The organism is uncultured Pseudosulfitobacter sp. (genome assembly GCF_963976325.1).
In the GTDB taxonomy this organism is placed as follows: domain Bacteria; phylum Pseudomonadota; class Alphaproteobacteria; order Rhodobacterales; family Rhodobacteraceae; genus Pseudosulfitobacter.
Genome location: NZ_CAXBJW010000002.1, coordinates 470,684 through 493,076, shown reverse-complemented (window position 1 = coordinate 493,076; position 22,393 = coordinate 470,684). Strand labels below are relative to the sequence as shown.

The window sequence follows — 22,393 nt, the reverse complement described above, 5'->3', positions numbered from 1 at the left end:
TTGCTGTTTCTGGCGCTGCTATCAGGCCTGTTTCGGATCCAGTTCGACCGACCACAGCTCGACATCGGCGCTGTCCATCAGGCGCACGGTCATCACGCCGGTGTCGGCGGCAATGTCGACCTTGCCAAAGAACTGCATACCGTCGCTGGGCGGCAGGTTGGCCTGACCCGGCTCGGGGTGCTTGGCAAAGCGGACCTCGGGGCCAAAGGTGTTGTCGTAATCGCTGGGGCCGAAGGTGCCCGCGTGCAGCGGACCCGACACGAATTCCCAGAAGGGGTCAAATTCCTGAAACACGGCGCGGTCGGGTGAATAGTGATGCGCCGCAGTATAGTGCACGTCGGCGGTCAGCCAGACGGTGTTGGTGATTTCAGCGGCCTTGATGAACGACAGAACCGCCGCGATGTCCTTTTCGCGGCCCAGCACCGGACCGTCGCCGTTCGACGAGTTTTCCATGTTGTCGCCGTCGCGCACCATCATACCGATCGGCATGTCGGATGCGATCACCTTCCACGTGGCGGTCGAGTTCACCATTTCCCGTTTCAGCCAGGCCAGTTGGTCGGCCCCAAGGAATGGCGTGCCTTCGGCTTCGGTATTGGCGGTGTTGTCGCCGCGATAGGTGCGCATGTCGATGACAAAGATGTCCAGCAGGGGGCCATAAGACACCTTGCGATAGACGCGCATCGGCTCGGCCAGCGATTGCCGCGTTGGCATCATTTCGTGAAACGCGCGATGCGCCCGCGCCGACAGCGTTTGCATGGATTTGACGGTATAACGGTCGTCTTCGGCCAGAACTTCATCGGGATACCAGTTGTTCGTGACTTCATGGTCGTCCCACTGGGCAATGATCGGAACGGCGGCGTTCAGCGCCTTCACGTTCTTGTCCATGTAATTGTACAGGTGCTGTCCGCGGAATTCGTCCAGCGTTTCGGCCACCTTGGACTTGGCGGGGGTGACGATGTTTTTCCAGATGGTGCCGTCGGCCAGCTCGACCTGTTCTTTCAGCGGACCGTCGGCATAGACGGTGTCGCCCGAATGCAGGAAAAAGTCGGGGTTGTGGTTCAGCATGGTGGCATAGGTGGTCATGCCGCCGCGGTCCTCGTCGATGCCCCACCCTTGGCCAGCGGTGTCACCCGACCAGACAAAGCTGATGTCACGGTTGCCCATGGGCGCGGTGCGGAAGGTGCCGGTGGTGGGTTCCGACAGAGTGCCATCAGCCAGATCGGCCATGGTCACACGGTAAAAAATGTCCTGATCGCTGGGCAGGCCGGTCAGGGCCATCTTGCCCGTGTAGTCGGTGGGCGTGCCCACGGCCAGCGCAGGCACGGCGCGCGCGTCGGCCATGTTTTCGGTGGTGGCCCATTCGACCAGCATCTTGGCCTCGCGGTCGGCGCGGCTCCAGATCACTGCGCCGTCGTGCGCGACATCGCCGGACATCACGCCGTGGGTGATCATCGGGCGCGATTGCGCGCGCGACAGGGACGGCATGGACATGGACACGCCAAGGGCGGCAGTGCCCAGCAGGGTCTGGCGGCGGGTGAAAGTAATGCGTGGCATCGGGAAGCTCCGTGGATGAATAATATCCCGGAGCGATGCGGTGTTTTGGTAACAGGCAGGTGATGGTCAGGCGACAGAAATGCGAAACCTGACCTTTCGGCAAGGGATGTGCTGGCAAATGAAAAGGCGCACCGCTTTCTGGGTCATACCGGAAATCCAACCCTCGGGGTTGGTCCGGCATCACCAAGAAAGCGGTGCGCCTGTCAACTTGACTGCATCGAGATCGCGGGGCTTAGCCAAAGTTGTTCCGCCCGTTGTCGCGCACTTGCCCGAATTTTTCCGACCTGTCGTAGGACGAAGATTGCCGTTCTCCACTGCGCCGACCTGTTGTGGCGTAGATGATAACTGCAACCAAAATAAGGGCAAGAAGTCCGAAAATGAACATGTCCAGACTCATGCTTGGCTCCTTTCATTGGTGTTTCCGATTACGTCGTCTTGTTGACCCAACACCTGGATTTGGGTCGGGTTCCATCGAGGGAACTTTGAATCAGATTCAATCTGTCACAGTTGCGTTAACGCATCGCTAACATGGGCAGTGTCAGACCAATTCTTCAGGTACCGCTGGCAGGTTGCGACCAAAGCGGCGGGCGGGGGCAATGGGAAAGGGCAGCACAAAGCCCGCGCGTTGTTCCGGTTCCAGCTTGGCATTGCGCACGGCCAATTTGCGCCACGCAGACACAGCCGTTTGCAAGTCGTGGTAATCGGGTGTCGCATCCTGGGGCAGCCAGTGGTCAAAACTGCGCTGTTTCAACGTGGCAACTGTCTGCGGATCGGTCAGGTGCATACCCACCTCGGTGTCCCAGCGCATGCTGCGTCCGTTCAGGTTGGCGGATGATATGATGGCGTCGGTGTCGTCAAAGATTGAAACCTTGGCATGCAAATATATCATCGGTGCCTTGAAATGCGCAGCCCGTCCGCTGTCATTGTCCAGCGTGACAGGACGGGCGGGCGACATCACCAGGCAGCGTTTGCCAAAGGCGCGCGTCACTTTTCTCACGGCTTTCGCTTGCAGGTATTCCCCAAAACGCGCGTCGCTCTTGGTTGAATGTTCAAAAGCCACGTCGTCGGGCGCCGCGGGCAGGACCAGGATCAGTTTCAGGTCTGGCTTTTCACGCGCCGCGCGTGCCAGCGCCTTGGCAATCACACGGCTGCGGAAATACTGGCTTTCCAGATAGATCAGATGCTGTGCCTTGGCGATCATGTCCAGATGGGCCACTTCAATCTTGTTCAGCACTGTGTGGGGCGACATATGGAACGCCGCATTGTTGCGTTTGCGCGACAGGGTGCGCAGCATCAGCGGCAGCGATTGCGGCGCTTGGGTTCCGTTGGTCACAGCCAGCATTTCGGTCAGATGCCGCTGCGCCTGTTCCACGATCGGACCCTCGCACATGATCTGGGCGTCGTGCCATGTTTGCGGGCCGTCGCGGCGATGTTCCGGCGTGTCATAGCGGCGTTCGTTCAAATCCAGCCCACCCAGCATCAACCGCGTGCCGTCGGCAATCGCCAGTTTTTGATGGTGCGTGGTCGGGATCAGCGCGGGGAACTGCCGCAGGCTGACTTTCAGGTCGGGGTGGTCACCCGAGATATACTGGCACAGCCCCGGCGCGTGTTTCAGTTGAATGGCCGCTTCCTGTTCGGGCAGTGCGTTCAGCCGTTTCACCTCGGTGCGGATTTCCGAGATGATCTTGGGCCACAGAAAGATGCGCGGCAGCCAGCCGACCCGCGCCGGATGCATGGCGGGCACGATGTCCAGCAGGTGCGGATTGCCCGACGCTTCGGCGGCCAGGATCATCCGGCGTTTCGACAACCATGTGGCGCGGTGCATGTCCGGGCGGATGATCGGGTCAAAATCCGTCAGCAACATCCGAAACCGCACACCGCGCCGCAGAGTGTGTTCGATCAGGTCAAACCAAGTGTCGCCAATGTCGCGCCCCCGGTCGGAATACAGCGGCGTCGCGGGATCAAACACGCGAAAGCCTGCCAAGATCTCTTCCTTGGCATCCAGAAACAGGGTTTCAAGCGCAGGGTAGGCCTCGGATGCCGTCAGGAAAATCCGAGCCTGCGCCGGGATTTGCGCGGTCATGTTTCGGCATCAATGGTCGGCGGGTTCGTGGAACACATCTTCGACATCAAAAGTCACCTCGGTGCGGTACAGACGGTCTGTCGAGGTGGTTTCGACCTTGCCGTTCAATTGCGTTGCAAAGGCCCGGATCAGTTGCGCACCCAACCCAGCTTCGTTGGGTTTCATGTCGTTGATGTCTGCACCGACCGAGTTTTCGCAAACCAAACGCGCAGACCCCGCATCCAGTTGCTTGAGGGATACAAAAAGATGCGGTTTCTCGCCTTCGGGTGCGCCCATGAAGGTCAGGGCGTTGGTCCCCAGCTCGGATGCCAGCAGCGTCAGCGGCACAGCTTGATCGGGGAACAGCTCGACCTCGTCGAAATCGTGGCGATATTCCAGCCCTTGCGGGCCTTCCGCCGCGACAAGCCGTTCAAACAAGTCGGGCAATAAGGTGCCCGCGTTGGTGCGGCTCAGGTTTTCGGTCTGGTAAATGCTTTTGTGGACCGATGACAGGCTCATCACCCTTTCCTGCAAGCGGCGCAGAATATCGCGGGTTTCGGGTTCGGTCGCCTTGCGGATCTGCATGTTCATGATCGACGAGATCAGTTGCAGGTTGTTGCGCACCCGGTGGTGGACTTCCTTCAACAGCACATTCTTTTCGCGCAGGGCGTCTTCCATCTGCGCCTCGTCGTCCAGCAGGTGAAAGGCCATTTCGGCCAGCGCGTCCTCAAGATCCTGCAATTCAGCCGACAGGGAAAACTGGTCGGATGTGGTGGGCAGGCGGCGCGTGCGCGAAAACGCCTGCACCTTGTTGCGCAGGTTTTTCACGTGGCGCACGACCAGCCGGTCAACGGCGTAATAGGCCACCGCAAGGCTGGCCACGAACATCAGGAACGGAAACAGCATCGGCGCACTGGAAAAGCGACCGATGGCGGGTTTGCGATATTCGACAGGCCACGCGGCCAGCGCATAGACCAGCCCCGGCATCACCGGCACCACGGCAAAGGCCTGTTCCTGATCGAACTGGTTTTTCGCAACAAAGGTCTGGGTCCAGTCGCCGTCCAACCGTTCGAATTTGAAATCCTGCGGCAGATAGATTGTCTGGTCCGCCGTGGAGGACACGGTGGTCAGCACGTCGCCACGGTCGTTGTAGGTGGTCAGACTAAGGGGCCTGCGTGTGGTCGATGGCTGCCATGGCACACCAAGGCCGATGCGGGGCAGTGACATTGCGATGTAGCCGCGAAACGTCTCGTCCTGATAGGATGGGTACAGCACGTCGATCGCGCCATTGCTGTCCGCGCTGTCATCCCGAGTGGGGTCGATCCACATGCGTGGGGATTCGAAACGTTGCGTCAGGTTTGACCAGTTGTTTATGTCAAAGTCTGTGCCGCCCGACGAACACACCATATTGCCGTCGGGGTCCAGAAATCCGACAAACGAATAGCTGCCGGTTTGCTTGATATACTGGGCCAGATAGTTGCCGCAGCGTTCCGGTTCGACCAGCATCAGTTGCAGAACGGCCGTCAGCGCCTCGGCAGCGCCAAAGGCGCGCTCGAACACCTGGCGTTCCGATACAGCGGCGGTGTTGGTCAGCGCCAACAGCGCCAGCTCTGACCGGTTGTCCACCTCGCGCGACAGGTCGCGGGTTTGCAAGACACCCATGACACCAATCGGCAACAAGGCCAGCGCAAGAAAAGCCGCGACGCGAATCCGAAGGCCGCGCGAAAGCGCCCGGGTCGACGAGGTGTCGCGTCCCGGGTCTGACATCAGAATGCGGAAGAGCCGTTCGCCGCTACCACTGCGACCGTTGCCCTGTCGGTCATGATCATCGAATCCTCGTCATCAAGGTGCATCAGTTCCGCCAGACGCTTGCGCCCCCGGTTGGCACGGCTTTTGATCGTCCCAACGGCAACGCCGCACATCTCGGCTGCCTCTTCGTAGGAAAATCCTGACGCGCCCACAAGCACAAGTGTCTCGCGCTGCTCATCTGGCAGTTGCGCAAAGGCCTTGCGAAAATCGTTCATCTGCAAGCGGCCGTCGTGGGCGGGCTTTTCGGCCATGTTGCCAGTGTGGATGCCATCAACATCCGCGACCTCGCGTTTCACTTTGCGACGGCTGGAATAATAGGTGTTGCGCAGGATGGTGAACAGCCAGGCACGCATGTTGGTGCCCTGCTGAAATTTGTCGATATTTGTCCATGCTTTGACAACGGTGTCTTGCACCATGTCATCGGCCACGGCCCCATTGCGCGTCAAACTCAGCGCGAACGCCCGCAGTGCCGGCAGATGGTCTACCAGCTCGTTTCTCGGATCTGAATCGCTCATTTTTGGTCACCTGACCCTTTTTGGCTGTCCTTCTCCTGCAATTGCGCCAGCAACTGCTTGAAGCGATCGGGAACCTCTTCCTCGACCTTTTCCTGGAACACGCGCCGCAGGTTGTCGTCGATCTGCTTGCGTGTCCCGGAATTTGGTTCGGTATTTGACATTGTGGATTTCGCCTAATTTCAGAAATGTACTTTTGCGCACTTAGTTGGGAACTAAACACGGGATGCTGCGTTTGGTTCCCAAGAAATTCGAAATTCGGGGAAATAATATGACTTCTGAAAATACTGGCACAGACCGTACCGCTGAAATTGGTTCGGTGTTGCCATACCTGCGCCGCTACGCACGGGCGCTCACCGGCTCGCAGACGGGCGGTGACCGCTATGCTGTTGCGACACTCGAGGCGATTTTGGCCGACGACAGCGCGCTGGACCCGTCCCTGCATATCAAGACAGCCCTGTTCAAGGTGTTGCACGTGATCTGGCAGGCCAGCAAGGTCGACTCGATGGACAGTTCAGATGACATCATGGAAGGCGCCGCGCAGAAACACCTGTCGAAACTGACCGACAACACGCGTGAGGCGCTGTTGCTGCACACCATCGAAGAATTCGACTTTGGCGGGGTGGCCGACATCATGGGCGTGGACCGCGCCGAGGCCGAACATCTGGTCAGCGTGGCGCACCGCGAGATGGCCGACAGTATCGCGGGCCGTGTCCTGATCATCGAGGATGAACCGATCATCGCGATGGACTTGGAAAACCTTGTGGGCGATCTGGGCCACCGTATCACCGGCATCGCGCGCACCCGCGACGAGGCCGTGAAGCTGGGCAGCGCCGACAAGCCCGATCTGATCCTGGCCGACATCCGTCTGGCCGACAACTCGTCCGGTATCGACGCGGTGAACGATCTGCTGAAGCAGTTCGGCAACCTGCCGGTGATCTTCATCACCGCCTACCCCGAACGTCTGCTGACCGGCGAGCGCCCCGAACCGGCGTTCCTGATTTCAAAACCGTACAAGGAAGATCAGGTGAAATCGGCTGTCAGCCAAGCGATGTTCTTTTCGACAACGGCATCGCTTCAGGTCTGATATTCGATCGAAGGCACGCAAGTTGGAATTGGCCCGTCGCAGAAATGCGGCGGGCCTTTGTGTGTCTGACACGTTGAAACACAAGGCAGGGACGCGCATGTTGAACCCATAGAAGGGCGTTCGATATGAAGCACACCGATGTTCTGATCGTCGGAGCCGGTCCGACCGGTTTGGTTCTGGCATTGTGGTTGCAGGCCCAAGGGGTCGCAGTCAGGATTATCGACAAGGCCAGCGGGCCGGGGACCACATCGCGGGCGATGCTGGTTCACGCCCGCACGCTGGAACTGTACCGACAGATGGGCATGGCCGACGCGGTGGCCGCTGCGGGGCACCCCAGCCGTGTCGTCAACATGTGGGCCCGTGGCAAGCGCCGCGCGCAGATCGACGTGCGCGACTTCGGCGCTGACATCACCCCCTATCCCTATCTGCTGATCTTTCCGCAGGACCAGCACGAGGCTTATCTGTGCGACCAGCTTGCTGAACGCGGCCTGACCATTGAACGCGACACCGAATTGCTGGAAGCCGAAGACGCGGGCGATTATGTCACAGCCGTGCTGCGCAGCCCTGACGGCAAGGTGGAAACCTGCACAAGCCGTTTCATGGTCGGGGCCGATGGCGCTGCATCAACAGTGCGCAAGGGTCTGGGCGGCAGCTTCAGGGGCGGGACCTACAGCGCGTTGCTGTATGTGGCCGACGTCGAAGTGGCGCAGGACACGTTCAACGGCAACGTCCACCTGTCCTTTGACGAGTCAGACTTCTTGCTGGTCTTCCCCTATGGCGCCGAGGGCAAGATGCGACTGGTGGGCAGCGTTCGGTCCGAACGGGTGGCATCCAGCGCTGATCTGAACTTTGAGGACGTCGGCCACGAAAGTCTGCACGCCATGGGCATCACGGTGACGCACCTGAACTGGTTTTCGACCTACAAATCACACCACCGCATGACCGATCATTTCCGGCGCGGGAACATCTTTCTGGCCGGGGATGCGGCGCATATTCACAGCCCCGCGGGCGGGCAGGGCATGAACACCGGGATTGGCGATGCGATCAATCTGGCATGGAAGCTGGCCGCGGTGGTGAACGGGCGCGGCAATGACGCGCTGCTGGACAGCTACCACGCCGAACGCGCGGCCTTTGCAAAAACCCTGATCAAGACCACGGATCAGGCGTTCAACCTGGCCTCGCGCAAGGGCAGCGTTTTCGGGTTCATGCGCACCTATGTGGTGCCGAATGTGGCCAAGCTGGCCTTTGGCCTTGCGACAGCCCGTGCGGCGATGTTCCGCGCGATTTCGCAGGTTGCGATCAGCTATTCCAACGGGCCGTTGGGCGCGGGCAGGGCGGGGACCGTTTCGGGCGGGGACCGGTTGCCTTTCGTGCATCTGGAAACGGGCGACAACTATGGCCCGCTGGCGGACATTACGTGGCAGGTGCATGTATACGGACAGCCCGCAGACGCGCTGCGGACGTGGTGCGCAGACAAGGATATTCCGCTGCATGTGTTCGATTGGACCGCAGGCTGCGACGCGGCGGGGTTTGCGCGTGACGCGGCCTATTTGCTGCGCCCCGATACTTACATCGGATGCGCGTCCCCGGCAGGTGATGTGGTTCCGCTTCAGGATTACTTGAAAGGGTTGGGGCTGTAGCGTTCAGTCTTGGTCTATTGGCTTCAGGCCGATGTTGCCCAGCACGCGTTCGATGTCGCCGGTGCTGAACGGCACGGCAACGCGGTAGCCGTCATAAAGAACCTCGGTAAAGCTGGGGTTTTCAACACCAACACGCACAGCCGTAACCGCGCGTTCGGCCAACATGTCCATCAAGGCAGGGTCGGTGCTGCTGGCTGCGGACCCCAACAGAAACACGACATCCTGCGATCCCTCGTGTTGCAACGTGTCAATCGCCTCGGGCACGTCTTTGACACGACGAATGGTCGACGCTGGAATGCAGTCCGACAGAATCTGGGTCAGATCCTCAGTCACCAGTATATCGCCCTGCACCAGCAGGAATTTCGTCGTCATTATCTGTCCCCAGGTTCTTTGACAGAGGGCCAACATGGAACATTTTGAACTGCGGCGCATTAAACTATGACATAGCTTAACAAGGTTTTACGAATTATGGCGACGAAGTGCTCGAACTGTCCATTGCAACGCAGTGATGTGTTCGTTGACCTCACGGAAGATGAAATCCGGTTTATGCAGAAGTTCAAGGTGGGTGAGCTTGAGGTAAATCCCGGCACACCCCTGCTGATGGAAGGGTCGAACAGCCCACAGCTTTATACTGCGCTGCGCGGCATGGGGCTGCGTTACAAGACATTGGAAAACGGCAACCGCCAGGTGATCAATTTCGTCTTTCCGGGCGATTTTATCGGCCTGCAAGCCGGCATTATGGGCGAGATGCAGCATTCGGTCGAGGCCACGTCACCGATGACCCTGTGCGTCTTCGACCGCAGCGAATTCTGGCACTTTTTCAAATCCCACCCCGAGCGCGCCTTTGACCTGACATGGATGGCCGCCGCAGAAGAGCATTTTCTGGGCGAAGCGCTGGCCTCTGTCGGACAGCGCACGGCCTACGAGGCCATTGCATGGGCGTTGTGCAAGATCATGATGCGCGGGCAAGCACTGGGGTTGGCTCGGGACCGGGTGATGCCGCTGCCGTTCCGTCAGCAGGACCTGGCAGATGCGCTGGGCCTGTCGCTGGTCCACACCAACAAGACGCTAAGCAAGCTGCGCACGCGCCAGTTGGCGAACTGGAGCGACGATGCGCTGATTGTGAATGATCTGGGTGCGCTGGCCAAAGCGGCCGGTATGACACTGGAACCGCTGATGAAGCGCCCGATTATGTAAAAACAGTCTGCGATTTGAAAAATAAACACCCTCTGCCGTGAAAGCAGAGGGTGTTTTTGTTACTGCCGCTGTTACTGCCGGTCCATCAGGACGTCATCCTTGACCTGACCCCACGCGATCAGCGCAAAGACTGCCGTGCCGCCGACGATGTTGCCCGCCAGCACCGGAATGAAGAACCCAAAGATGGCCTCGGTCGGACCAAGCAGACCCTGCACCGCCAGATAGGCCATTTCGACCGACCCCGCGACAATGTGGGTAAAGTCACCGGCCGCGATCAGCCATGTGAACGTCAGAATAATGAAAAAGCCGGATTCATCCGCCTGTGGCAGCATCCAGACAATGGCCGCCACCAGAATCCCCGCAGGGATCGCGCGGAAAAAGCTTTCGCCGGCAGGCATGTGGATTGCGTGTTCCGACAGTGACAGCAGCGCGGGCGCAAGGTTGTCGGGGATCGCGGGCGTATAGGCGTACAGCGTCGCAATACAGAATGCACCAATCACGTTGGCGCCCAGAACGATCACCCACAACCGCGCCACGCAGGCAAAATTATGTGCGGACGGTTTGACCATCAGCGGCAGTACCGTGGTAATCGTGTTCTCGGTGAACAATTGCATCCGGCCCATGATCACCAGCAAAAAGCCCAGCGAATATCCGAAATTCTCGATCAGGAACGACCACGGCGCATCCGGCAGATAGGTGCGCAAAATCGCCTCGCCCAGCACCGAAAAGCTGATCATGATGCCCGCCGCCGTACCGGACCAGAACAGCGACCGCTTGGTGCGCGCCAGCTCTTCCTCGCCATCGCGGCGGATGACCTCGTAGATCAGCTTTGACGACAGTTTGGCTGCGGCTTCGACCGACTCGCGTTCTGTCTCTTCTTCCAGCGGCGCTGCGCCGGGGTCGTTTTCGTGGATAGATACCATTGTGTGTTCGTTCCAGTTGGCCATCGGACTTTAACCCCCTGACATCCCGTTTGGTTCCCCGTTATTCTCAGACCATTGCCGTGTTGGGGTTCTGCACCACATTGCAGCCTGACCCTTTGGAGAGATGTATGTTCGGATCGCGCGCCTATATTCTGAAATTCGTACAAGACGTGCGCTCCAGCTATTGGTTCATTCCGTCCACCCTGGTGGTTGTGGCGCTTTTGCTGTCGGAACTGACCCAGTGGATCGACCACAATCCTGACATCCTGCCCATCGCGTTGCCGGACTATTTTCTGAACACGCAGGTTGACGGCGCGCGGCAGACGCTGGCGGTGATTGCGCAGTCGATCATCGGTGTGACGGGGGTGATGTTTTCGATCACCATGGTCGCGGTGTCCTTTGCCTCGGGCAACTTCGGGCCGCGTCTGATCGGTAACTTTATGCGCGACCGGGGCAACCAAATCAGCCTGGGCTTGCTGATTTCGTCCTTTGTCTACACGCTGATGATCCTGCGCGCGGTGCAAAGTTCCGGTGCGGACGGGCTGGAATCCTTCGTGCCGCAATATTCCATGGTCGCGGCGATCCTGTTGACGCTGATGTCGGTGGGCACGTTGATCTATTTCCTGCACCACATTCCCGAAACCATCAACGTGTCGAATATTTCCGCCGCGCTGGGCCGCAGGCTGGCGTCAGCGATCGAGCGGATTATCGAAACCCATGCCGACCGTGAACCGGAACCGGCCACGACGCCGGCCAAGGATGCCGTCGTAACCGAGCTGAGGCTGGGGCGTGCAGGGTACATCCAGCAGCTTGATCTCGACTCGCTGGCCGAAACCGCCGAGGAACACGATTGGGTGTTGGCGGTGCACGTCGAAATCGGCAGCTTTGTCAGCGCCTACGAGACGGTTCTGACGGTCCATTCCGCCAGCGCGCCCACGCCCGAGATCTGTAACAAGGTGTGTTCGAATTTCGCCGTCGGCGAAGAGCAGACCGAGGCGCAGGATGTGACCTTTATGATCGACCAACTGGTCGAAATGGCCGCGCGGGCCCTGTCGCCCGGTGTGAATGACCCGTTCACTGCGCTGAACTGCCTGAACTGGATGCGCAACGGCATCGACACGGCGCTTCAGTACAAAGGGGGGCTGCATCCGGTGCAACGCGCGCGTATCCAGTATCGCAGCCTGACGCTCGAACATCTGCTGAACATCAGTTTCCGCGCATCGGCGCCTTATTGTATGGCCGACAAGATGGCGCGCGATCATTGGATGTTCTGCATGCGCAGCCTGCTGGACGCCGCATCGGGGGACCATAGAAAGACCGTTGCGAAGCTGTTGAAGGACTTTGAAAGCACCTAAGACGGGCATTTGCCAATCGCTTCGACTTGGCTCACAACGGTGCTGAAATCTTCGAAAGGTCCCGTCATGAGCTTTGTGTTTCCCCCGGCCCCGCAAGCCGCTTTGGCCGTTGCAGGCAGTGCCGACCGGTTTCCGGTGCGCCGCGTTTTTTGTGTCGGGCGCAACTACGCCGCCCACGCCCGCGAGTTTGGCAACGACCCCGACCGTGATCCACCGTTCTTTTTCACCAAGCCCGCAGATGCGGTAGTGGACACGCCCTGTACCGTCCCCTATCCGCCGCTGACCGAAGACTTTCATTACGAGATCGAGCTGGTCATTGCCATCGGCAAGGGCGGTGCCGACATCGCGGTTGCCGACGTGCCGGACCACATCTGGGGCGCATCGGTCGGCATCGACCTGACGCGCCGCGACTTGCAGAATGTCGCCAAGAAAATGGGCCGGCCATGGGACTGGAGCAAGGCGTTCGACCAATCCGCCCCGATTGCACCCATCGTGCCGATGGCCGATGTCGCCAGCCTGACGCAAGGGCGCATCTGGCTGGCGGTGAACGGCGAGATCAAGCAAGACGCGGACATTGCCGATCTGATCTGGCCGGTGGCCGACCACATCGCCACACTCAGCCAGTCGATGACACTGGCCCCCGGCGACATCATCATGACCGGCACCCCAGCGGGTGTGGGCGCGGTGACGCCCGGTGACGTGATGACCGGCGGTGTAGACGGCATTGCAACGCTAGAAGTGACAGTGGGCGCGCGCGCGTGACCCTTGTTTTGCACAACTATTTCCGGTCCTCTACCTCGGCCCGGGTGCGGGCGGCGCTGAACCTCAAGGGGTTGGATTATGACTATGTGTCCTATGCGCTGCTCAAGGACGAACAGCGCGGGGCGGCGCATCTGGCGCTGAATCCGCAAGGGCTGGTGCCGACGCTGGTGACCGAAGACGGCGCGCTGCCGCAATCGCTGGCGATCATCGAATGGCTGGACGAGGTTCATCCCGAACCGCCGCTTCTGCCCGCCGATGCATGGGGCCGTGCGCGGGTGCGCAGTCTTGCACATATTATCGCGTTAGATGTACATCCTTTGAACAACCTGCGCATCCTCAAGCACCTTGAAACGGAATACGGCGTTGATGCCGACGGCAAGGCCGCCTGGTTCCGCAAATGGGCGCAGGCGGGCATGGACAGCCTTGAGGCGCGGCTTTCTTCCGAGGCTGAAACAGGCAGTTTCTGCCATGGCGACACCCCCGGTCTGGCCGATCTGTGTCTGTTTGCCCAGGTGCTGAACAACGGACGGTTCGGCGTGGGGCTGGACCCCTATCCGACCATCGCGCGCATCCATGATGCCTGCATGGCGCTGCCCGCGTTCGAACGCGCGGCCCCCGCAAACCAGCCTGACGCCACCTGATGCGACACCATGGCACGCGGCCTTCGTTTGGCTGCGTGCTACCTTGGGGGCAGCCAATCCTGAAGCCAGTTGATCGGAGTGACCCATGAAATCCATGTTCCGCGTTGTTGCCATTCTTGCCCTTGCCACCCCAGCCTTTGCCGACAGCCACGAGGCGGGTGATGCCGATGCAGGGGCCAAGACATTTAACAGATGCAAAAGCTGCCACATGATCGCCAATGGCGACGAAGTGATCGAAAAGGGCGGGCGCACCGGGCCGAACCTGTACGGCGTCATCGGGCGTCAGGCGGGCACCGCCGAAGGCTATAGCTATCAAAATTCCATCGTTGCGGCGGGCGAGGCTGGCCTGGTCTGGGACGAGGAATCGCTGACCAAATATGTCGCCGATCCGCGTGAATTCCTGCGCGAATTTCTGGACGATTCCAAGGCCAAGTCGGGCATGTCGTTCAAGCTGAAAAAAGGCGGCGCTGATGTGGCGGCCTATCTGGCGCGTGTCGGTCCCGAGGTTGCACCGGCTGACGCGGACGCCACCGAAGCACCGGCCGACAGCGACAGCTAAGGATACTAACGGGCGGTGCGGGCCTGTGCCTGTTCCGCCAGTTCCGGCAGGCCGTTGCGGGTATAGACCTCGGCCAGCATCCGGTTCAGCGGCACGCCGTCAGGATCATAGGTGCGCCGCATTTCCAGCACTTGCTGTGCCCGCGCCACGTCGCCGTTTTCCATCAACGCATCCAGATGGATCTGATCGAACAGGTCGCGCTGGGCGTGGCTGCCGCCGCATTCGGCCAGACGGGGCAGGGCGATGCCCAGCAGCCGCGCGGCTTCGGCCCAGTCGCGGTTGGCATGTGCCACGATCCCCTGGGCCGCGGGCAGGGCCACTTCGGCCCATGCGCGGCAATCGTGTCGTGTGGTGTCAGCGGCGCGGTCCTTGATCGCGTCCATCAACACATCCATCGCCGCACGATCATCGGTGCGCCCCAGCCCGTACAGGTATTGCAGCGTCAGGAAGGGGCTGACCGTATCGGCCCCGCGCTGCGCCACATGGGCCACCACATCGGCCCAGCGGTCACCCACGTCGATCCCCGCAAAGTCCAGCCGCGCCAGCAGGGACACCGCCCCGACCTGATCCTGGCTGTAATCCTTGGCCAGCCCCCACACGTGTTCATCATAGGCTTGCAACACATCCTCGTGCCGCCCCTGGCTGATGTAGAACAACGCCAGATGCCACCAGTTGTGACTGCGCATAAAGCTGTTCAGATCACGCCAAGTGTCCGAAACGCTTTCCAGAAAGACGATGCCACCGGTCACGTCGCCACGCGTCAGATAGATATGCGCCAGCGCGTGATGCGCCCACGGATCGTCGTGCCGCAGCCGCATCGACCGGCGCGCGGCGGCTTCGGCCTGTTTCAGCAGGTGGCATTCCTCGTATCCGAACGCCAGCATCCCGTGGGCATAGGCGATGTCATCGGCCCCCGGAAAGGCGCGTGTGGCGATCCGCAGCATCGCGGGAAAATCACCGATGTTGAACGTGTGGTACTGGCCCAGTTTCAGCATCACCATGTCGCGCGGATGGCGGCGGATGGTTTCCTCGCACAGGGCAATCAGTTCGGGGATCTTGCCGTCGTGAAACAGGCGCGCGGCGTGCACGGTCGCCTGCTCGCGGGGCGTGGCATCGGGCGCGGCCGCTTCGGCGGCTTGCAGATAGGGCGCGGCCAGCTGCGGGGCAACGGGGGCTTCCAGCAGCATGTACAGGATCGCGGCATAGGCGTTGACCAGCGCACAGTCAGGTGCTGCCTCGGCGGCCTTCAGCACATTGGCCGCCTTGGTCTGAAAGCTGATGAACCCGTGCACGAAATCGTCGATGCCTTGCAGGGCGGCATCATCGGCACCGGTGACGGGCAGGCCATAAAGGTCGGTCATCTCAGGCATTCAGGTCCCTCCAGCAGGGCAACAGATCGTCCGGTTCAGCCTGCGCCAGATAGACGCCCCGTGCAATGGCGCGCGACAGGCAAACGGCGGCGGCATGGCCGATGATCGACAGGTCGCGGTGATCGTCCTGCATGGGGCGCGCGCCGGTGGACAGGGCAAAGACCAGATCGCCGTCGCCGGGGCTGTGCGCGGGCACACAGGCGCGCCCGATGCCGTCGTGCGCTGCCCATGCAACGCGCTGGCACTGCGCCTTGGTCAGGTTGGCATCGGTGGCGACGATGGCGATGGTGGTGTTGGCGCGTTCGATCACCGCGCTGACCTTGCGGCTGTCCAGCGTGCGGCCCAGCCCGCTGGCGGGGTCGGGACCAAGGCCGCCGAATTCATTGTCTATTTCAAAGGGTGCCGCCCAAAAGTGCCGGTCGCCGGGTGTGGTCACGGCCCCCATCGGGTTCGCCGCCACCAGCGCCGCGACGGTCGTGCCATCTGGCAGCACCAGCGAAGCCGAGCCAAGTCCGCCTTTCATCATCGCCGTCATCGCACCGGTGCCCGCACCGACGCTGCCCAGATCAAAGCCGTCGCTGGCGGCATCCAGCGCCGCACGCCCCAGCTTGCGATAGGGGTTTTCGTCCCAATCCTTGTCACCGCCGGACAGCAGGTCAAAGATGATCGCGCCCGGCACCAGCGGGATCACCGCATCGGCAATCCGGTAACCGCGCCCCATCGCCCGCAGCCCGTCAACCACACCCGAACAGGCATCCAGCCCATAGGCAGAGCCACCCGACAGCACCAGCGCATCGACCGCCGCCACCGATTTGTCCGGTTGCAGCAGATCGGTTTCACGCGTGCCGGGCGCGCCGCCCATGACGGCCACCGAAGCGGTGAACGGCGCATCGGCCGTGACAACGGTCGCCCCCGATTTCAAAGCTTGGTCGGTGGCGTTGCCGACACGCAGGCCGGGCACGTCGGTCAGCAGGTTGCGGGGGCCAGGTGTCATCATGTCAGATCCGTGGTTTCGGGGCGGCTGTGGCCGGATCGCCGGTGTTCGGCACGCCCTTGGGTTCGATCAGCAGCACCTTGCATTCGGCTGCGGCGCGGGGCCGGTGGGTGACGCCGCGCGGGACGATAAACAATTCCCCCGCGCCGACACGGTGCTGGGCATCTTCCAGCTCCATCACCATCTCGCCTTCGAGCACCAGAAAGAAATCATCGGTGTCCTCGTGCAGGTGAAAGGGAAATTCGCCCTGAAATTTGACCACCATCACGTCGTTGTCGTTGTAATCAGCAACCACATGCGGGTCCCAGTGGGTGCTGAATTGCGCCAGTTTCGATGCCAGATTGACCGTTTTCATATGCAGCGGCCCCCGTCCACTTCCATGGCAACGCCGGTGATCATGCTGGCCTCGTCCGAGCATAGGAACAGCGCGGCATTCGCCAGATCTTCGGGTTGGGAAAAGCGGCCCAGCGGGATCGTCGCCAGAAACTTGGCACGCATTTCCGGCGTGTCCTCGCCCATGAACGATTTCAGCAGCGGCGTTTCCCCGGCAACGGGGTTCAGCGCGTTGACGCGCACGCCGCTGGGGGCCAGCTCAACCGCCATGGTGCGGGTCGCGGTGATCATCCAGCCCTTTGATGCGTTGTACCAGTTCAGGTTCGGGCGGGGCGACACGCCTGCGGTGGACGCGATGTTCAGGATCGCGCCGGTGCCGCGTTCTTTCATGTGGGGAACAAGGCTGCGGGCGGTCAGATAGACCGACTTCATGTTGACGTTGAACACGCGGTCAAAGTCGTCTTCGGTCACGTATTCCATCGCCTGCGGCAGGTGGGTGATGCCCGCGTTGTTCACCAGAATATCCACATGGCCCAGCGTTTTCAGCGCCACATCGGCCATGGCCTGCACCGAGGCACCCTTGCCCACGTCGACCTGACAGTATTCCGTGCCCAGATCGGCGGCCACTTTCGCGGCCCCGTCGCCGTTGATGTCGGCCACCAGAACGCGGGCGCCTTCGGCGGCGAACCGGCGCACGATACCTTCGCCAAAGCCAGACGCCGCGCCGGTTACGATCGCTGTTTTTCCGTCCAGTCGCATGTCATTCCTCCCTGTGAATACGCCCTAGCCGTGATGGGCCGCGACGGTTTTGAGCGTGGAAAAGCCGTAGAGCGCTTCGAAGCCTTTTTCGCGGCCATGGCCGGACTTGCCGCTGCCGCCGAACGGCAGTTCGACCCCGCCCCCCGCCCCATAGTTGTTGATGAACACCTGACCGGCGCGCAGTGCCTTGGCCAGACGCATCTGGCGCGCGCCGTTGGCGGTCCAGATGGCGGCGACCAGTCCATAGTCGGTGCTGTTGGCGATCTGCACCGCTTCTTCTTCGGTGTCGAAGGGGATCAACACCTGAACCGGGCCGAAAATCTCGTCGCGGGCCAGTGTGTGATCGGGTGGCACGTCGGCGAACAGCGTCGGCAGCACGTAGGCCCCGTCGTCATGGGCGTTCTGCAACTGTCCGGTGGCGGCGACGGTCAGGTCCGCGCCCTTGTCCAGAAAGCCCTGCACGATGTCGCGCTGGCGGTTGGAAATCACCGGGCCGACGCGCAGGTCGTCCATGGCCGGGCCGACAGTCAGCGCGCGATAGGCTTCGGCCATACGGTCGCGCACGGCGTCGTAGACCCCGCGCTGCACCAGAATGCGCGAGGACGCCGAACAGGTCTGGCCCGCGTTCTGGATGCCCGCGTTGACCAGAAACGGCAGGGCCGCATCCAGATCGGCATCGTCAAACACCAGTTGCGGCGACTTGCCGCCCAGTTCCAGCGTCACGGGCACCACGTTGGCCCCCGCTGCCTGTTGCACCAGCGCGCCGGTGCGCACCGATCCGGTAAAGCTGATGTGGTGAATGCCGGTGTGGCTGGTCAGGGCGGCCCCCGCCTCGACGCCAATGCCGGTCACCACGTTCAGCGCGCCATCGGGCAGGCCCGCGTCCTGACAGATGCGGGCAAAGGCCAGCGCGGTCAGACATGCCTCTTCCGCCGGTTTCAGCACACAGGCGTTGCCCATGGTTAGGGCCGCGCCAACACTGCGCCCGATGATCTGCATCGGATAGTTCCACGGCACGATGTGCCCCGTGACCCCATGCGGTTCGCGCATCGTATAGACGGTGTAGCCGTCCAGATAGGGAATGGTCGCGCCATGCACCTTGTCGGCGGCCCCGCCGTAGAATTCCATGTAACGGGCCAGTGCGACGGCATCGGCGCGCGCCTGTCCCAGCGGTTTGCCCACGTCGCAGGCCTCAAGCTCGGCCAATGCGTCCACGTGGTCCAGCACGCGACGGCCAATCTCGGTCAGGATGCGGCCCCGTTCCAGCGCGGTCATGCGGCCCCATGCGCCGTCCAATGCGGCTTGCGCAGCCGTGACGGCGGCGTCGATATCGGCACCGGTGCCGCGCGCGATCTGCGCCAGTTCGCTGCCGTCCGACGGGTTGACCAGCGGGATCGTTTCACCGCTGGCGCAGGGCTGCCATTGGCCGCCGATCAGAATTTCGGTGGGGTCAAACCAAAGGGGGTTGGGCATGGGTACTGGCCTTGTCTGTAAGGTCGGGCAGCATGGGCGCCGCCGCGAGCAAAGTTTGCGTGTAGGGGTGTTGCGGGTCGGAAAAGACCTGTTCGGTCGGTCCGTGTTCGACAATCTGGCCCGACTGCATCACCATCACACGGTCGGTCACCGTGCGCACCACGCTTAGGTCGTGGCTGATGAACAGATAGGTCAGGTCGTATTGGCGGCACAGGTCGGCCAGCAGATCAAGAATTTGCGCGCGGACAGAGACATCCAGCGCGCTGACCGCCTCGTCAAAGACGATGATTTCGGGGCGGATGATCAGCGCCCGCGCGATGGCGATGCGTTGGCGTTGCCCGCCCGAAAACTGGTGCGGGAATTTGTCGGCATCTGCCGCCGACAGGCCGACAGCTTCCAGCGTTTCGGCGATCAGATCGGTGCGTTCCTGCCCCTTGGGCGGGTTGTCCAACAGAAAGAACGGTTCGGTGATCAGCCGCGATACGCGGTGGCGCGGGTTGAAGCTGCCGTAGGGGTCCTGGAACACCACCTGCATGTTGCGGCGCACGGCAAGGTTTGCCTTGCCCGCTGAAAACACCGGCGCACCGTTCAGGGTGATTGTGCCGCTTTGCACGTCTTCCAGCCCCAGAATCGCCCGTGTCAGGGTCGATTTTCCGCATCCGCTTTCCCCGACCAGCCCAAGGCGTTCACCCTTCTTGATGTCAAAGCTGACGTTGTTCACGGCGCGGAAGGTGCCCGGCGCGCCAAACACGGATTTGCGCGGGGTGCGATAATCACGGCTGACGCCATCGACCCGCAGCAGTGGGGCGTCGGACTTGAGCGGTGGCAGATCCACCTGATGGGTCGAGGCGGCAAACAAAAGTTTGGTATAAGGGTGCTGCATGTTGTGCAGAAGGTGCGCGGTGTCGCCCTGTTCGACGATCCTGCCGTGTTGCATCACCACGATGCGGTCGGCCATTTCGGACACCACCGCCAGATCATGGGTGATCATCAGCAGGCCCATGTCATCCTCGCGCGCCAGTTTGGCCAGCAGTTGCAGGATCTGCGCCTGTGTCGTGACATCCAGCGCCGTCGTCGGTTCGTCCGCGATCAGCAGCGCGGGACGCAGGGCTATGGCCATGGCGATGACCACCCGCTGGCGCTGGCCACCGGACAGTTCATGCGGGAACCGTCCCAGCGGAAAGCGGTCCTGGGGCAGGCCGACGCGGCTCAGGGTGTCGGCGGCGATCTGCATCGCCTCGGCGCGGGTGCCAGCGCCGTGGATCAGGATGGTTTCGGCCACCTGGTCGCCGATGGTTTTCACCGGGTTCAGCGCGGTCATCGGTTCCTGAAACACCATGCCGATGGCATTGCCGCGCAGGGCGCACATCTGCGCCTCGGTCTGCGTCAGCAGGTCGGTGTCCTTCAACATGATCCGGCCCGTGGCGTGCGCCCCGTCAGGGGTCAGGCCCATCACCGAAAAGGCGGTCATCGACTTGCCCGAGCCGCTTTCGCCGGTGATCGCCACGATTTCGCCTTTGGCCACCTCGAAGGTGACATCGTGCAACACGGGGTGGTCGTGAATGCCCATCGACAGGTTCTGAACGCTAAGCAAGCTCATACCCGTGACACCCGCAGTTTCGGGTCCAGCCTGTCGCGCAGCCCGTCGCCCAGCAGGTTCAGACCCAGAACGGTGATGATGATCGCACAGCCCGGGATCAGCGCCATATGCGGCGCAATGCTGACCAGCGTTTGCGCGTCGGCCAGCATCCGGCCCCAGCTTGGCGTGGGCGGTTGCGCGCCCAAGCCCACATAGGACAGCGCGGCCTCGGCCAGAATGCCCAGACTGAACTGAATCGTGGCCTGCACGATCAACAGGTTGGCGACGTTGCCCAGCACGTGTTCAAACGCGATCCGCGCGTCGCCCTTGCCCGAAACGCGGGCGGCCATGATGAATTCGCGCGCCAGAATGGGCAGTGCACCGCCACGGGTGACGCGGGCAAAGACGGGAATGTTGAAGATGCCGATGGCGATGATGGCATTGATCGCACCGGCGCCGAAGATGGCGGTGATCAGGATGGCGATGACAAGGCTGGGAAAGGCAAACACCAGATCATTGCCGCGCATGATCAGCTCGTCGATCCAGCCGCCGTTGCGCGCGGCGGCCCACAGGCCCAGCGGCACACCGATTAGCATACCAACCCCCACCGCGACAAAGGCCACGGCGATGGACGTGCGTGCGCCGACCATGATCAACGACAGAATATCCCGCCCGAAATGGTCGGTGCCCAGCCAGTGCGTGCCATTCGGCGGTTGCAGCTTGTTGGGGATGTCCATCGCGGTGTGCGCGTAGGGCGTCCAGACAAAGCTGAGCAATGCGGCCAGCACCACAAGCGCCGTCAGCAGCCCGCCGATGATCAGGTTGCGGCTCATGTGCGGCTCCTTAGGCGGGGATCGACAAGGGCATAGGCCAGATCGACGGCAAAGTTCACCATGATCACGGTGAACACCAGCAGCATGACCACGCTTTCCACCACGATCAGATCGCGGGCGTTGATCGACTGGAACACCAGCCGCCCCAGACCGGGCAGGTAGAACACCTGTTCGATGATGATGGCGCCGGCCAGAAGGAACGAGAATTGCAGCCCGATGATGGTCAGAACGGGGATCATCGCATTGCGCAGCCCGTGCCGCCACAGCGCCTGTTTGCGTGTCAGCCCCTTGGCGCGTGCGGTGCGCATGAAATCCTCGCCCAGCACGTCCAGCAGGGCCGACCGCATGACCCGCGACAGGATCGCCGCCTGTGGCAACGCCAGCGAAATCGCGGGCAGGGTCAGCGACCACAGCCCCGCGCCCAACCCCTTGTCCCAGCCGACAAAGCCACCGGCGCTGAACCAGCGCAGGTTGATGGCGAACAACAAGACCAGCATCATCGCAAACCAGAAGTTCGGGATTGCCACGCCCAGTTGCGTGGCCCCCATCACGGCGGTGTCACCTGCCTTGCCCCGGCGGGACGCGGCATAGATGCCGGTGGGAAAGGCAATCAGGGTGCTCAGCGTCAGCGCATAGATCGCCAACGGCAAAGACACCCACAACCGTTCGGAAATCATTTGCGCCACAGGGGTGCGATAGGTGTACGAGGTGCCAAAATCACCGGTCAGCAGCCCGCCGACCCAATTCAGGTAGCGCTGCCATTGTGGCACGTCCAGCCCCAGCTCGACCCGCAGGGCGGCGATGGTGTCGGGTTGCGAATTGATCCCCAACATGAAGGTCGCCGGATCGCCCGGAGCGATCTCGATCACGAAGAAAATCACCAGCGAGGCAACGGCCAGGCTGATGGCAAGGGACAGCAGACGTTTGAGGATATATCGCAGCATCGCGCGC

Annotated in this window: 23 protein-coding genes; 7 read left to right on the top strand and 16 right to left on the bottom strand. The window is 61.6% G+C overall.

Annotated features, from left to right (window positions below):
- Nucleotides 1-21: 21 nt before the first annotated feature.
- The 6 genes from AAC077_RS09600 to AAC077_RS09575 form a co-directional block, all read right to left on the bottom strand.
- On the bottom strand, nucleotides 22-1,554 hold the full coding sequence (locus tag AAC077_RS09600; RefSeq protein WP_339768919.1) for an alkaline phosphatase D family protein: 1,533 nt from the start codon (nucleotides 1,552-1,554) through the stop codon (nucleotides 22-24).
- 232 nt (nucleotides 1,555-1,786) lie between these two features.
- Nucleotides 1,787-1,951, bottom strand: coding sequence for a hypothetical protein (locus AAC077_RS09595; protein WP_339768917.1), 165 nt, complete (start codon nucleotides 1,949-1,951; stop codon nucleotides 1,787-1,789).
- A 141-nt stretch (nucleotides 1,952-2,092) separates the two neighbouring features.
- On the bottom strand, nucleotides 2,093-3,637 hold the full coding sequence (locus AAC077_RS09590; RefSeq protein ID WP_339768915.1) for a phospholipase D-like domain-containing protein: 1,545 nt from the start codon (nucleotides 3,635-3,637) through the stop codon (nucleotides 2,093-2,095).
- A gap of 9 nt (nucleotides 3,638-3,646) precedes the next feature.
- A complete protein-coding gene (locus AAC077_RS09585; RefSeq protein WP_339768913.1) occupies nucleotides 3,647-5,383 on the bottom strand; it encodes a histidine kinase dimerization/phosphoacceptor domain -containing protein in 1,737 nt (578 codons plus the stop codon).
- A complete protein-coding gene (locus AAC077_RS09580; protein WP_339768911.1) occupies nucleotides 5,383-5,940 on the bottom strand; it encodes an RNA polymerase sigma factor in 558 nt (185 codons plus the stop codon). Before AAC077_RS09580 ends, AAC077_RS09585 begins: the two co-directional genes overlap by 1 nt.
- A complete protein-coding gene (locus AAC077_RS09575) occupies nucleotides 5,937-6,101 on the bottom strand; it encodes a NepR family anti-sigma factor (protein ID WP_339768909.1) in 165 nt (54 codons plus the stop codon). The genes AAC077_RS09580 and AAC077_RS09575 overlap by 4 nt, the downstream gene beginning before the upstream one ends.
- Nucleotides 6,102-6,208: 107 nt before the next feature.
- Between AAC077_RS09575 and AAC077_RS09570 the strand changes: the two genes are divergently transcribed.
- Nucleotides 6,209-7,024 (top strand): response regulator, encoded by an 816-nt coding sequence (locus AAC077_RS09570; RefSeq protein WP_339768907.1) that lies wholly within the window; start codon nucleotides 6,209-6,211, stop codon nucleotides 7,022-7,024.
- A gap of 125 nt (nucleotides 7,025-7,149) precedes the next feature.
- The gene (locus AAC077_RS09565) at nucleotides 7,150-8,664 is read left to right on the top strand and encodes an FAD-dependent oxidoreductase (RefSeq protein ID WP_339768905.1); all 1,515 of its coding nucleotides are present in this window, start codon (nucleotides 7,150-7,152) and stop codon (nucleotides 8,662-8,664) included.
- Between the two features lie 3 nt (nucleotides 8,665-8,667).
- Here AAC077_RS09565 and AAC077_RS09560 read toward each other — a convergent pair whose 3' ends face one another.
- Entirely contained in the window at nucleotides 8,668-9,036 is a 369-nt protein-coding gene (locus AAC077_RS09560; protein ID WP_339768903.1) for a hypothetical protein, read from the bottom strand.
- Between the two features lie 96 nt (nucleotides 9,037-9,132).
- Between AAC077_RS09560 and AAC077_RS09555 the strand changes: the two genes are divergently transcribed.
- A complete protein-coding gene (locus AAC077_RS09555; RefSeq protein WP_339768901.1) occupies nucleotides 9,133-9,861 on the top strand; it encodes a Crp/Fnr family transcriptional regulator in 729 nt (242 codons plus the stop codon).
- Nucleotides 9,862-9,932: 71 nt separating this feature from the next.
- Here AAC077_RS09555 and AAC077_RS09550 read toward each other — a convergent pair whose 3' ends face one another.
- Nucleotides 9,933-10,784, bottom strand: coding sequence for a formate/nitrite transporter family protein (locus AAC077_RS09550; protein WP_339768899.1), 852 nt, complete (start codon nucleotides 10,782-10,784; stop codon nucleotides 9,933-9,935).
- 128 nt (nucleotides 10,785-10,912) lie between these two features.
- Here AAC077_RS09550 and AAC077_RS09545 point away from each other — a divergent pair, with 128 nt between their 5' ends.
- From AAC077_RS09545 to AAC077_RS09530, 4 genes are all read left to right on the top strand, one after another.
- Nucleotides 10,913-12,139, top strand: a complete 1,227-nt coding sequence (locus tag AAC077_RS09545) for a DUF2254 domain-containing protein (protein WP_339768898.1) — start codon at nucleotides 10,913-10,915, stop codon at nucleotides 12,137-12,139.
- 66 nt (nucleotides 12,140-12,205) lie between these two features.
- Nucleotides 12,206-12,901, top strand: coding sequence for a fumarylacetoacetate hydrolase family protein (locus tag AAC077_RS09540; protein ID WP_339768896.1), 696 nt, complete (start codon nucleotides 12,206-12,208; stop codon nucleotides 12,899-12,901).
- Entirely contained in the window at nucleotides 12,898-13,542 is a 645-nt protein-coding gene (gene maiA / locus AAC077_RS09535; RefSeq protein ID WP_339768894.1) for a maleylacetoacetate isomerase, read from the top strand. Before AAC077_RS09540 ends, maiA begins: the two co-directional genes overlap by 4 nt.
- Nucleotides 13,543-13,627: 85 nt before the next feature.
- A complete protein-coding gene (locus tag AAC077_RS09530; protein ID WP_339768892.1) occupies nucleotides 13,628-14,101 on the top strand; it encodes a c-type cytochrome in 474 nt (157 codons plus the stop codon).
- Between the two features lie 5 nt (nucleotides 14,102-14,106).
- On the opposite strand, the gene AAC077_RS09525 is transcribed toward AAC077_RS09530, so the two are convergent.
- Genes AAC077_RS09525 through AAC077_RS09490 form a run of 8 tightly spaced genes read right to left on the bottom strand, consistent with a single transcriptional unit; the run spans nucleotide 14,107 to nucleotide 22,386 of the window.
- Complete coding sequence (locus tag AAC077_RS09525) at nucleotides 14,107-15,471, bottom strand: tetratricopeptide repeat protein (protein WP_339768890.1); 1,365 nt, start codon at nucleotides 15,469-15,471, stop codon at nucleotides 14,107-14,109.
- Nucleotides 15,464-16,465, bottom strand: a complete 1,002-nt coding sequence (locus tag AAC077_RS09520; RefSeq protein WP_339769494.1) for a P1 family peptidase — start codon at nucleotides 16,463-16,465, stop codon at nucleotides 15,464-15,466. The genes AAC077_RS09525 and AAC077_RS09520 overlap by 8 nt, the downstream gene beginning before the upstream one ends.
- Nucleotides 16,466-16,469: 4 nt before the next feature.
- Entirely contained in the window at nucleotides 16,470-16,820 is a 351-nt protein-coding gene (locus tag AAC077_RS09515) for a cupin domain-containing protein (protein ID WP_339768887.1), read from the bottom strand.
- Complete coding sequence (locus tag AAC077_RS09510) at nucleotides 16,817-17,557, bottom strand: SDR family oxidoreductase (protein ID WP_339768885.1); 741 nt, start codon at nucleotides 17,555-17,557, stop codon at nucleotides 16,817-16,819. The genes AAC077_RS09515 and AAC077_RS09510 overlap by 4 nt, the downstream gene beginning before the upstream one ends.
- A 24-nt stretch (nucleotides 17,558-17,581) precedes the next feature.
- Nucleotides 17,582-19,030: an aldehyde dehydrogenase family protein gene (locus AAC077_RS09505; RefSeq protein WP_339768883.1), complete on the bottom strand. Its 1,449-nt coding sequence runs from the start codon at nucleotides 19,028-19,030 to the stop codon at nucleotides 17,582-17,584.
- Nucleotides 19,008-20,630, bottom strand: a complete 1,623-nt coding sequence (locus tag AAC077_RS09500) for an ABC transporter ATP-binding protein (protein WP_339768881.1) — start codon at nucleotides 20,628-20,630, stop codon at nucleotides 19,008-19,010. Before AAC077_RS09500 ends, AAC077_RS09505 begins: the two co-directional genes overlap by 23 nt.
- On the bottom strand, nucleotides 20,627-21,442 hold the full coding sequence (locus tag AAC077_RS09495) for an ABC transporter permease (RefSeq protein WP_339768879.1): 816 nt from the start codon (nucleotides 21,440-21,442) through the stop codon (nucleotides 20,627-20,629). The genes AAC077_RS09500 and AAC077_RS09495 overlap by 4 nt, the downstream gene beginning before the upstream one ends.
- Nucleotides 21,439-22,386: an ABC transporter permease gene (locus tag AAC077_RS09490; RefSeq protein ID WP_339768877.1), complete on the bottom strand. Its 948-nt coding sequence runs from the start codon at nucleotides 22,384-22,386 to the stop codon at nucleotides 21,439-21,441. Before AAC077_RS09490 ends, AAC077_RS09495 begins: the two co-directional genes overlap by 4 nt.
- Nucleotides 22,387-22,393: the final 7 nt, after the last annotated feature.